The sequence below is a fragment of the Hymenobacter pini genome (genome assembly GCF_020421205.1).
Classification (GTDB): Bacteria; Bacteroidota; Bacteroidia; order Cytophagales; family Hymenobacteraceae; genus Hymenobacter; species Hymenobacter pini.
Genome location: NZ_JAIZZH010000005.1, coordinates 193,191 through 204,880, shown reverse-complemented (window position 1 = coordinate 204,880; position 11,690 = coordinate 193,191). Strand labels below are relative to the sequence as shown.

Annotated in this window: 10 protein-coding genes; 7 read left to right on the top strand and 3 right to left on the bottom strand. The window is 60.4% G+C overall.

Annotated features, from left to right (window positions below; translation table 11 throughout):
* Positions 1-210: 210 nt before the first annotated feature.
* The 4 genes from pheT (at position 211) to rny (ending at position 5,261) form a co-directional block, all read left to right on the top strand.
* Positions 211-2,646, top strand: coding sequence for a phenylalanine--tRNA ligase subunit beta (pheT, locus tag LF252_RS18900; RefSeq protein ID WP_226271155.1), 2,436 nt, complete (start codon positions 211-213; stop codon positions 2,644-2,646).
* Positions 2,647-2,807: 161 nt separating this feature from the next.
* Positions 2,808-3,104, top strand: a complete 297-nt coding sequence (locus LF252_RS18895; protein WP_226271154.1) for a hypothetical protein — start codon at positions 2,808-2,810, stop codon at positions 3,102-3,104.
* A 40-nt stretch (positions 3,105-3,144) separates the two neighbouring features.
* Entirely contained in the window at positions 3,145-3,435 is a 291-nt protein-coding gene (locus LF252_RS18890) for a cell division protein ZapA (protein WP_226271153.1), read from the top strand.
* Positions 3,436-3,563: 128 nt separating this feature from the next.
* A complete protein-coding gene (rny, locus tag LF252_RS18885; protein WP_226271152.1) occupies positions 3,564-5,261 on the top strand; it encodes a ribonuclease Y in 1,698 nt (565 codons plus the stop codon).
* Positions 5,262-5,329: 68 nt separating this feature from the next.
* On the opposite strand, the gene LF252_RS18880 is transcribed toward rny, so the two are convergent.
* On the bottom strand, positions 5,330-5,782 hold the full coding sequence (locus LF252_RS18880) for a hypothetical protein (RefSeq protein WP_226271151.1): 453 nt from the start codon (positions 5,780-5,782) through the stop codon (positions 5,330-5,332).
* Between the two features lie 77 nt (positions 5,783-5,859).
* On the opposite strand from LF252_RS18880, the gene LF252_RS18875 reads away from it, so the two are divergent.
* On the top strand, positions 5,860-6,624 hold the full coding sequence (locus LF252_RS18875; protein ID WP_226271150.1) for a hypothetical protein: 765 nt from the start codon (positions 5,860-5,862) through the stop codon (positions 6,622-6,624).
* 5 nt (positions 6,625-6,629) lie between these two features.
* Here the strand turns inward: LF252_RS18875 and LF252_RS18870 are convergent, their stop codons facing one another.
* Positions 6,630-8,030 (bottom strand): mercuric reductase, encoded by a 1,401-nt coding sequence (locus LF252_RS18870; protein ID WP_226271149.1) that lies wholly within the window; start codon positions 8,028-8,030, stop codon positions 6,630-6,632.
* A 175-nt stretch (positions 8,031-8,205) separates the two neighbouring features.
* Here LF252_RS18870 and LF252_RS18865 point away from each other — a divergent pair, with 175 nt between their 5' ends.
* Together LF252_RS18865 and LF252_RS18860 are read left to right on the top strand one after the other, a co-directional pair.
* Positions 8,206-8,916 carry an outer membrane beta-barrel protein gene (locus tag LF252_RS18865; protein WP_226271148.1) on the top strand — a complete coding sequence of 237 codons (711 nt, stop codon included), beginning with the start codon at positions 8,206-8,208 and terminating at the stop codon, positions 8,914-8,916.
* A gap of 111 nt (positions 8,917-9,027) precedes the next feature.
* The gene (locus LF252_RS18860) at positions 9,028-9,774 is read left to right on the top strand and encodes a glycosyltransferase family 2 protein (protein WP_226271147.1); all 747 of its coding nucleotides are present in this window, start codon (positions 9,028-9,030) and stop codon (positions 9,772-9,774) included.
* Between the two features lie 4 nt (positions 9,775-9,778).
* Here the strand turns inward: LF252_RS18860 and LF252_RS18855 are convergent, their stop codons facing one another.
* Complete coding sequence (locus LF252_RS18855; protein WP_226271146.1) at positions 9,779-11,671, bottom strand: hypothetical protein; 1,893 nt, start codon at positions 11,669-11,671, stop codon at positions 9,779-9,781.
* Positions 11,672-11,690 lie beyond the last annotated feature (19 nt).

Here is an 11,690-nt window from a genome sequence, read left to right as displayed (position 1 = left end):
TTCCCGCATCATCTGTTCAGCTGTATTAGGGCAAAGCGCGGATTGGGGTTCGGAGTTCCCACTGTTACCATTTCCGCCGCCCGCCCGAATCCGTACCTTTGTCAGCAGTGGCCCGTTGCGGGTTGTCAGGCGCTAGATATCAGTAGAGCATTGCTGTCCGGCACCTGACAACCCACAGCAGGCCACCCGACAACCTGCAACTCCCAACTGATGAAAATATCCCTCGACTGGCTCCGTACCCTCATTCCTACCGATAAACCCGCCGAGGAAATTGGCAAGCTGCTCACCGGCTCCGGGCTGGAGGTAGAAGGTATTGAGGAGCTGGAAAGCGTACCTGGCGGCCTGCGCGGTGTAGTGCTGGGCACGGTACTCACCCGCGAAAAGCACCCCGACGCCGACAAGCTCAGCGTAACTACCGTGGATGTGGGCGACGGCACCATCCGTCAGATTGTGTGCGGTGCCCCCAATGTGGCCGCCGGCCAGCGCGTAGTAGTTGCCCTCGACGGAGCCGTGCTGCACCCTTCCGAAGGGGAACCGTTCAAAATCAAGAAGTCCAAAATCCGGGGCCTGGCCTCCGAGGGCATGATTTGCGCCGAGGATGAAATTGGCCTGGGCCAGAGCCATGCCGGTATTATGGTGCTTACCACCGACCTGCCCAACGGCACGCCCGCCGCCGAGTACTTCGGCCTGGGCTCCGATTCGGTACTGGAAATCGGCCTGACCCCGAACCGCGCCGACGCCGCCTCGCACTACGGGGTGGCCCGCGAGCTGCGCGCCCTGCTGCGCCAGCCCTGCCACCTGCCCGACATCAGCGGCTTCCACGCCCCGGCTTCGGCCGCCGCGCCCATCACGGTAACCTTGGAAGATGCCGCCGCTGCCCCGCGCTACGCCGGTCTGCTGCTCGAAAACGTGCAGGTGGGCCCCTCGCCCGAGTGGCTGCAGCGCCGCCTGCGCAGCATCGGCCTTTCGCCCATCAACAACGTGGTGGACGTGACCAACTTCGTGCTGCACGAACTGGGCCAGCCCCTGCATGCCTTCGACGCCGACCAGATCAGCGGCAACCAGGTGCGCGTGAAGCGGGCAGAAGCTTGGGATAAGCTGACCACCTTGGATGGGGTTGAGCGAGAACTGAATTACGGTGATTTGATCATTGCTGATGGTTCTGGAACACCAATGGCTTTAGCTGGCGTGTTTGGAGGGGCTCATTCAGGTGTGACAAATTCTACCACTCGTGTATTTCTCGAGAGTGCTTATTTCGAGCCCAGTGTTGTTCGACTGACATCACAGGACCATAAGCTCAAAACCGACGCCTCCTTCCGCTTCGAGCGGGGCACCGACCCCAACATGGTGCTTATTGGGCTGAAGCGGGCGGCGCTGCTGCTGCAGGAAGTGGCCGGCGCTACCGTGGCCGCTCCCGTGGTGGACGAGTACCCCACCCACATCGGCCACACGCCGGTGCGCCTGCGCCTGCCCCGCGTGGAGAAGTTGGTGGGCCAGTTCATTGCCCCCGAGCGCATCCGCCAGATCCTCACCGACCTCGATATCCTCATTGCGGAAGAGTTGACCGACGAAGCCGGCCACGTCGAATGGATCTTGTCGGTGCCGCCGCACAAGGTGGATGTGACCCGGGAGGCTGACGTAATTGAGGAAATCCTGCGCATCTACGGCTACAACCACGTGGCCCTGCGCCCCCACAACTCGGCTACGTACCTGGCCCAGTTCCCCAACCCCGACCCCGAAATCATCCGCCAGAACACGGCCCGCCTGCTCAGCGGCCAGGGCTTTTCGGAAATCATTACCAACTCCATCACCAACTCGCTGTACTTCGAGAAGGAAGGGGAGAAGGACGAGACGCTGGTGCGCCTGCTCAACTTCAACAGCGCCGAGCTGAACATCATGCGGCCCACGCTGCTGCACAGCGGCCTGGAGGTAATCCGCCACAATGTGAACCGCCGCCAGCGCGACCTGAAGCTGTACGAGTTCGGCAAAGCCTACCGCCAGAAGGCCGGCGGCCAGTACGAGGAGTTTAACAAGCTGGTCATCTACTTCACCGGCAACACCGCCGCCGAAACCTGGCAGCAGAAATCGGAGAAGAGCGGCTTCCACCAGCTGGCCGGCGCGGTGCAGCAGGTGCTGGCCTCGCTGGGATTCCCGCAGCCCACCTCGCAGCCGGTGCAGCACCCATACCTGGCCGGTGGCCTCACGCTGCTGGCCCAGAACCAGCCGGTAGCCCAACTGGGTGCGGTATCAACGGCCATTCTGAAGCGCCTCGACGTGAGCCAACCCGTGTGGTACGCCGAGCTGGACTGGGACTGGCTGATGCGCAAGTACAAGAACGCGCTGGTAGCCCGCGAGCTGCCCAAGTTCCCGGAAGTGCGTCGCGACTTGTCGTTGGTGGTGGATAAAACCGTGACCTTCGACCAGCTCCAGCAGATTGCCCGCCGCACCGAGAAAAAGCTGCTGCAGCAGGTGAACGTGTTCGACGTGTACGAGGGCGACAACCTGGGCCAAGGCAAAAAGTCCTACTCTGTGAGCTTCCTGCTCCAGGACCCCACCCAAACCCTCACCGACCAAGCCATTGACCAAGTGATGACGCGCCTCATTCAGCAGTTTGAGCAGCAGGCCGGCGCCCTGATTCGGAAATAAGTTTCTGGTTTCTGGTTGCTTGTTTCTAGTTTAGACGTTCAGGTTGAGCAGCCAATTGTCAATCAGCTGACTAACCTGAAGGTTGCACGAAACCTCGCCTCAGGCTCTAATGGCTACACGAACCAGAAACTAGCAACCAGAAACCAGAAACTTCCTAAAAAATGGCCTCTACCCAGCAGCTTGCGCAACTCGACCGCCTAGAGCGGCAGGTAACCACCTTAGTGGCTGCCTATCAGCAGTTGCGCGAGGAGCTGGCCGATTCGCAGACCACCATTCAGCAACTCCAGGCCGACGTGCGCGACCGGGAGCGGCAGTTGAAGGATTTCCAGAATCAGGAGAATATCACTAAACTTGTCAATACCATAGCCGGGGAACCGGCCAATGTCAACGAGCTGAAACTTCGCCTCAACGAATACATCCGCGAAATAGATAAGTGCCTTGCCTATTTGAAGGAGTAACCACCAACCCCACGCTACCCCCACCGCCCTCTGGCTACTGATGACCGAATTATCCATTAAAATCCGCGTTGCTGACCGGGACTATCCCATGCGGGTAAGCCCCCAGGATGAGGAACGCCTGCGTCTGGCGGGCCGGCTGCTAAACGAGCGGCTGAAGGAATTTCGGGAACAGTACGGCATTCAGGACAAGCAGGACCTGCTGGCCATGATTGCATTATCGACAATGGCTGACCGCCTCAAGGTCAGCAAGGAAAAGGACGGGACCGATGCGGCTCTGACCGAGCGCCTCACGCGCCTCGACGAGCTACTGCGGGGAGTGGTGCTGGTATAGCTGCGGCTACCAGCAGCGCGAAAGTTCAGCCCGAGCAGGGTGGGGCAAACGGCCCCGCTGCCTGCGCGGGCATTGGCGTTTCTACGGAGCTATGGGTTTGTTTCTCTTTTAACCCCCTTTTATAGCTCATGTCCGAACCTCTCTATATTGTCCTGGCTGCCGTGCTTGCCCTTGTGGTAGGCGTGGTGCTGGGGCGCCTGCTGGCTGGCAAAGCCCGGCAGGACCACGAAGCCGACGCTAAAGCCCGCGCCCAGCAGCTGCTGGCCGAGGCCGAAGCCCAGGCCACCCGCACCCGCGACGAGCGGATTCAGCAGTCGAAAGATAAATTCCGCACCCTCAAGCAGGAATTTGAACAGGAAAGCCGCCGCCAGAAGCAGGCCCTCGACCAGGAACTGACCGAGCGCCGCGCCGCCGTAGTGGAGCAGGAGCAGAGCATCAAGCAGCTCACCCAAACCACCCAGAAGCAGCTGGAGCAGATTCAGCGCAAGGAAAAAGAGCTGGATGCCACCCGGGAGCGGATTGAAACCCAGGCGCAGCAGCAGCGCGAGCGGCTGGAAGCCCAGGAAGAGAAGCGCAAAGCTACTCTGGAAACTCAGCTGGCTAAGCTGGAGCAGCGCGAGCAGGAAGTAGAGCAGGAGCTGGAAGAAACCCGCCAAGATCTGCAAACCAAGCTGCAGCAGGTAACTGCCCAGCTCGAAACTATTTCGGGCCTCACCGCCGACGAAGCCCGCGAGCAGCTGGTAGACAGCCTCCGCAACGAAGCCCAGATTCAGGCCAGCTCCTACATCAAGGACGTGGTGGCCCAGGCCAAGCTCACGGCCACCAAAGATGCCAAGAAAGTAGTGCTGGAAACCATCCAGCGCACTGCCGCCGAGCACGCCATTGAGAACTGCGTATCCGTGTTTAACATTGAATCGGACGACGTGAAGGGCAAGATTATCGGCCGCGAGGGCCGTAACATCCGGGCCCTGGAAGCCGCTACCGGCGTCGAAATCATCGTGGACGACACGCCCGAGGCCATCATCATTTCAGGCTTCGACCCGGTGCGCCGCGAGGTGGCTCGCCTGAGCCTGCACTTGCTGGTGAAGGACGGCCGGATTCACCCGGCCCGCATCGAGGAGATTGTGGCGAAAACCCGCAAGAACATTGACGAGGAAATCGTCGAAATCGGGGAGAAAACCATCATCGACCTGGGCATCCACGGCCTGCACCCCGAGCTGATTAAGATGGTGGGCCGCATGCGTTTCCGCTCCAGCTATGGCCAGAACCTGCTGCAGCATAGTCGCGAAGTAGCCAACCTGTGCGCCACTATGGCCGCCGAGCTGGGCCTGAACGTGAAGCACGCCAAGCGCGCCGGCCTGCTCCACGACATTGGAAAAGTGAGCACCGAGGAGCCTGAACTGCCCCACGCCATCCTGGGCATGGAAATGGCCAAGAAGTATAAGGAGCACCCCGATGTGGTTAACGCCATCGGTGCCCACCACGACGAAATCGAAATGACGGCCATGATTTCGCCCCTAGTGCAGGCCTGCGACGCCATCAGTGGCTCGCGCCCCGGTGCCCGCCGCGAGATGATGGAAAGCTACATCAAGCGCCTGAAGCAGCTGGAGGAAACGGCCAACTCGTTCAAGGGCGTGAATCAGTGCTTCGCCATTCAGGCCGGCCGCGAGCTGCGCGTGATGGTGGACGCCGAGAACGTAACCGACGAACGCGCCGCCGAGCTGAGCTACGAAATCTCGCAGAAAATCGAGAAGGAAATGCAGTACCCCGGTCAGATCAAAATCACCGTAATCCGCGAAATGCGCGCCGTGGCCTACGCCAAGTAACCGACTGCCTTTTTAACGACAACCGCCCCCGCAGCTTCGGCTACGGGGGCGGTTGTCGTTGGTGGGTACTACCGACGGTACAGCTCCAGATACTTGGCCTCGCAGTTACTGAACCGGGTGTACTCGTTCATGGAGTTGCCATAGTTCTGGATAAGCAACACGCTGTCCTGCCAGAGTGCGGGTATGTCCTCTTCCGGGTCGTCGCCCTTCAGCCCGACGAAGGTGAAATATGTACCGTCCGCTTCCTCGCTAATTTCCACCGTGCCCTGCACAGTGCGGCCATTGGAGCAGGAAAACGCGTAGCCCGGGCCTTGCCGGGTGATGGTGATGGACAACGAACAGTCTGTGGAATCCCGCACGGTGTAGGTGCCCGCGTACACGGGTTGGGGCGTGGTTGACGCGCTGGCTGTGGGTTGCGCTGGAGCGGCTGCCGAGTCAGGGTTTGTAGTGAATGAACCAAGTTGGCAGGCGGTTACGCTACCTGCCAGGAGCAGGGCGAGGAAAAGGTTGAAGTGCGGCATAAATAGGAGAAGGACAGGAGCAGAGGATGCAACCCTGGTGCGGCAAACGGGCTCTGTCGGCTATAGCCGTCAGACATATGCTACAAGTTTACGCAGGAAAGCTGCTGCGCCGCGCCAGTATACCAGCCGCAGGGGTGGTGCTGGCCAGCTGCTCGGTATACGCCCCGCTGCAGCCGGCGGCCCCCACCATCCAGAAGCGGGGTGAAGCCGAAGTAGTGGCTAGTGGCTACCTCAACGGCCGCCTGGAAGCCTCGGCGGCTTACTCGCCGCTAAAATACGTGGTAGTGCGGGCGGCCGGCGGGTTGCGGCCCGGGGGCGGTGACTCCTCGTACTTCCGCATCCGGCAGCTAGAAGGCGCGGTGGGTGTGTATCGCCCTCTGGCCGGTGACTGGGTGCTGGGCACGATGGTGGGCTACGGAAGTGGGCGCAGCGGGCGGCGGTTTGTGGATGGGGGCTTTGAGCCGCGCTGGGATACGGTGCGCACCCGCACCTACGATGCCCGTTTTCGCAAGCTGCACGGCGAGGTGTACGCGGCCTACGAGGGCCTTTTTGTGAGTGCCGGCGGGGCCTTCCGGGTGTCGCGGGTGAACTTCCGAACACTCACCGATGCGGGCCAGCCCATTCCGCTGCGTTACATGGTGCGCGCCGAGCCCATGCTGTTCGTGCGCTTCCGCAACCCCAGCGTGCTCCCCTGGCTGCAGCTGCAACTAATGACCAGCCTTTCCTACTCGCCCGACGAACGGCGCCAGCCCTCGCCCGATGAACGCATCCGGGATACTAAGGAAGGCCGGCTGTTTACCTCAATGGGCTTGGTCATCTACCCGCACCTGTTCAAAGAGTAAGCGACTTACTTAGCCTTCGTCAGCTTAGCAAATAGGTTATTGAGGGCCTCGGCCCAGGTGGGGTGGGCAAATACGGTGTTCTGCAGGTCGTCGCAGGTGAGGCCGCCGGCCATAGCCAGCTGCAGCATGCTCATGATTTCGCCGCCTTGCTCGCAAAAAATGGTAGCCCCGATAACGTGGTCCCGCTCATCAACCAGCACTTTCATGAAGCCAGTAGTCAGGCCGGTTTCCTGAGCTCGGCCTACCACGCGCACTGGCATAGTGGCCACGCGGTAATTCAGCTTTTCGTGCCGGGCCTGCTTTTCACTGAGCCCGATGCGGCCCAGCTGGGGCTGCGTGAATACTACGTAGGGTAGGGGGCGGGCCTTAGCGGAGCGACGCTTGCGGTGTAGAATATTGTCGCGCACTACGCGGTAGTCGTCATAGGCTAGGTGGGTGAATTGGGGGCCGGGGTGGGCGTCGCCGAGGGCGTAGATGCCGCGCACGTTAGTTTGCAGCCGCTCGGTTACCAGCACATAGCCATGCTCGTCGGTTGCTACGCCGGCTGCTTCCAGATTCAGGGTGTCGGAGTTGGGCTCCCGGCCCACGGCCACTAATAGATGGGAGCCCCGCAGGCGCCGCTCGCCGGTGGGTGTGCTGGCCGTAAGGGTGTACTCACCATCAGCATTGCGCGACACGCGACGCGCCTCGGCTTCCAGCACAAACTCGACCCCGTCGGCCTCCAGCTGCGTGCGCATAGCCTGGCATACGTCGTCATCTTCCCGTTCCAGCAGATTCTTGGCCGCGTCGATAATCGTTACGCGGCTACCGAAGCGCCGGAACATCTGCCCAAACTCCAATCCAATGTAGCCCCCACCCAGAATCAGCAGGTGTTCGGGCAACTGCTTGAGGTCCAGAATTTCAACATTGGTGAGGTAGCCGCTGTCTACCAACCCCTCAATGGGAGGAATGGTAGCGCGCGTACCCGTGTTGATGAAGATGAGCGGGGCCGTAAGGTGCTGCTCGCCCCCGGTGTTCAATACTACCCGCACCGCCCGCGGCCCGGTAAAGCTAGCCTCGCCCATGAGTACGGTGATGTTGCTGTGCTCCCGCAGCAAGTTGCTGCGCACCCCGTCGCGCTTGTGCTGAATGATGGTGTTTTTGCGGGCGACAATAGCCTTGAAGTCGGGCTTGGGTACACTGGCTTTAATGCCGTAGTCGGCGGCCGTGGCTACCTGATGCACCCGCTCGGCCGAGGCCAGCAGCGCCTTAACGGGTGAACAGCCGTAATTAATACAGGAGCCACCTAACAGGTATTTTTCAATAACGGCAACCCGGCGGCCGGCATCGGCCAGGGCAGTGGCCAGCGGGTTACCGGCTTGGCCGGAACCAATAATAATAGCGTCGAAACGGGTAGGACGGGGCATGGGCAAACGCGGAGGAAATAAGCTGGCTGCAGGTCAGTTACTCACCTTCTATACGCGCTGGCACCGCAAACTGCTGAGCTAAGCCCGAAAGCTGCACAACGAAACCCCGATGCCGACGTTTTGGGGGCAACTCTCTAACTTCCGGTTGCCTATGCTACACCTGCTTCGCTGTGCTGTGCTCCTACTGGTTTTGCCGCTGCTGGCGGGCTGCTCGTCGTTGTATTTCCCGCCGCCGCCCCAGGTGCCGCTGCTTACCCAGAAGGGTGAGTGGAGCGGAGGCCTACACACCAATTTCAGCCAGAACACCGCCGTGCAGGGGGCCTATGCCGTGTCGGACCACCTGGGCGTGATGGGTTCGGCCTCCTTTCTGCATACTGATAAAAAGAAACGAGCCGAAGACCACGACTTCGGCGAGCTGGGCCTGGGCTACTACACCCGCCTGCGCGATAAGCGGGTGCTGGAGGTGTACGGGGGCTACGGCCTGGGTCACACCAAGCGCGTGGAGCGCACCCCCACCGAGGGCATTACCCGCACCCTGGAAGGCAGCCTCGACAAGTATTTCGTGCAAGTAAACTATACCTCCAAGGACAAGAAAACCTACCACGTGCTGGGCCGCGACTGGCCCGTGACTTACGGCACGGCCCTGCGCGCCAGTTACGTTACGCTCACCAACTTCCGGCTCGACGGGCAGCCTCACTCGCCCGAGGATAACGTATTTCTGGAGCCCATTACCTACACCCGCGTCAATTTGGTGGGTCCCATTGATTTTCAACTCATCAGCGGCAGCAACTTTGGGCTGCGGCACCGGCGCTACCTGAAAGCGGCCAACTCAGTGTTTCAGTTTGGGCTGGTGGTGAACGTAGGCGGGCAGAGCGGGGGCAAGTAATCGGTTGTAGGGAATTCTGGTAGATTAAGCCAGCCACCATACCCACTGGCCGGTTTCTGCCGATTGTCAAAAGCTGAACTGTATTTTTACGGCAGTTTCTGCATTTTCCCTATGCCCTTCTCCCACCCGGCGCCTTCTTCCACGCTGGCCATAGTGCTGCCCTGTTACCGACCCCCCGACGACTGGGCCGCCAACATTCTAACCAGCCTGCAACGGCTGCAAGGGCTACTGCCAGCGCATGTAGTGGTGCATTTGTACGTTGTGAATGATGGGGCTGAAGCCGCCGTAACGGAAGCTGATATTCAGCTGCTGCAGAACGCGCTGACGGATCGGTTTACGTACCTCGCCTATCCCAACAACCACGGTAAGGGGCACGCTCTGCGTAAAGGCATGGCCGAGGTACAGGAACCCTACTGCCTGTTCACGGATATTGATTTCCCCTACCAAGAACACAGTATGGCGGCTGTGTATCGGCTGCTGGTACAGTCGGGCGCTGATATCGTAGTGGGCGTGCGCGACGACGCGTATTATGCGCAGGTACCTCCGGCCCGGCGCCGCGTATCTAAGCTGCTACGGCGCGTAACGCGCCACGTACTGCGCTTGCCGGTGGAAGACACCCAGTGCGGACTCAAAGGCTTTAACACAACGGGGCGGCAGTTGTTCTTGCGCACCACCACGCAGCGTTATCTCTTCGATTTGGAGCTGTTGCTACTGGCCTCGCGCCTGAAACACCTGCGCGTAGTTCCCCAAGTGGTGGAGCTGAAGCCCGGAATTATTTTCTCGCGGCTTAACCCACGGATTCTGCTCACCGAAACCACCAACCTAATCCGTATCCTCGGCCGTCGGCGGCGGGACTAGGCAGTTAGCGTACGTCCCAGCGGTACAGCCGTAGCGTGCCGCTGCTGGCCAGTGGCGTGAGTTGGAGCCGCTGCGGTAAGGTGGCTCCGGACTGGATGAGCTGCTCGGCCAGGGGATTGTGCTGCTGGTATTTGAAAGTGGTGTCTGCTCCGGTGTAAAACCGCTCGTCTAGCAGCACTAGCACGGGCTTGCCGGCTTGCCGTAACTGTTGCCGAAGTTGTGGAATAGGGCCCTGCGCGTCGAAAATGCTCCGTAGCTGCTTCACATGCTCCTCGGGAGTGCGCGAGAGTTTGCTGGCCATCAGTGGCAGATTGGTGCGGAGTGCCAGCTCGTAGGCATGCAGGGAATGCGCATTGTCATCGTCTACCGTCAGTTCCAGGTTCTCGCTGCCCACGTGAAAGAATGGTACCGGCAAGATAGCCTGGTACTGAGCCGGCTGCAGGCCCCGCAGTAGCGGCTGCAATTCCGGAAAGGTCTGCTCGTTAGTGAGCAGGTTTGGCAATAAAGATTTGCGGTAGTGCTTCAGAGTGTCGCGCGTATCCAGCAGGGCCAGCGTAACCAGCCCCAGGGCCACCACCCAGCGGCCTTTCCACTTACTTCGGCGCAGCCAGAAATCCACCGCCACCAGCACCAGCAGGTTAACTGCCCAGAAGAAGGGCCAGCTAAAGCGCGCCACTGCCCGGAAATGGGTCACGACTTTGGTGATTTTCTGCAGATAGTAAAACGCGCTGAAGTAATTCTGGAAAATGTACTGGTCGTTGGCCACGGCATATTCGGTGCCCAGGGAGACGCCCAGCCCAACCAGTGAGGCCAACAGCCACAGCCGCAGAAAGCGCCACTCGGGCGTTACCTTCCAGGAGTGCCAGAAGGCCTGCACCGCGGGGCGGCGCACCAGCCACGTTACGCCCGCCAACGTTAACCCAAACAAGGCGAATGCGCCCAAGTAAGCTACCGATTCGTAGGTAGGCTGGCCTTTCGGCTCCAGCCAGAAATGCACGGTTTGGTAGCTGCCCGGCTTCAGCAGTGCCGACAGTTGCAGCTTCCAGGGCGCATAGTTGAAGCCGGTAGCCTGCATGCTCCGTTGCACCCGATACCCGTCGGTGAGCAAAACGAGCACGTAGCAAATAGCCGTGGGTAGCAGCGTGAGCAGAGCGCCTACGCCAAGCAGCGCCGGGCGGGTTTGCCATTGCTTTTTGGGTAGCAGCCACGCGGCAAAAAAGCCAGCTACCGTAAGCGCCAGCAGCGGCAAATAATACAAGTGGATCAGTCCGGCCAGTACGGAGCCAAGGAGCAGGGCCAGCGTCCAGGGGCGAAGCGGCCGGTTGGCTTGGGCCCGCTCGTACAGGCCCAACAGGCCCCATACCACCAGCAGCACAATCCAGCTGTACGACAGGTTAAAATGACCTACCAACAGGCGGCTGGTTTGCGGATTCAGCCACGGCAGTACCACGGTAAATACCAGAATCAGCCCCCAGTGCTTTACCAGCCGCCGCAGAATAGCAACCAGCAAGGCAGTGCTCAGAAAAAAGCCAACGAGCAGCAGGGCATGGTACACGTCCAGCGCGTGCGGAGTCAGGTCGGAAACGTAGTGCGACCAGAGGCGGGCCAGTACGGCCAGGGGAGGGGTATTGTCGGTGAAGAACAGGTAATCCCCGAAGGGATAGTTCATCATGCCAAACCACGTCAGCCCGTTCGGCCAAGGCTGCTGAATGTATGCCTGAAATGTGTAGTAGTTCTTGGCTCCGTCCTGGGTGGTTACCAGCAAATGCTGTCCGGGCTCCAGTAGCAGCGCCCCAAAGGCCCGCAACACAAACAGCGCCTGCACCAGCAGGGCCAACAGTAGTAGAGCAAGAAAAGAAGGGCGCCAGCGCCAGAAAGCGGCAAGCGTAGTACGCATAAACGGAAAAACTAGGTGA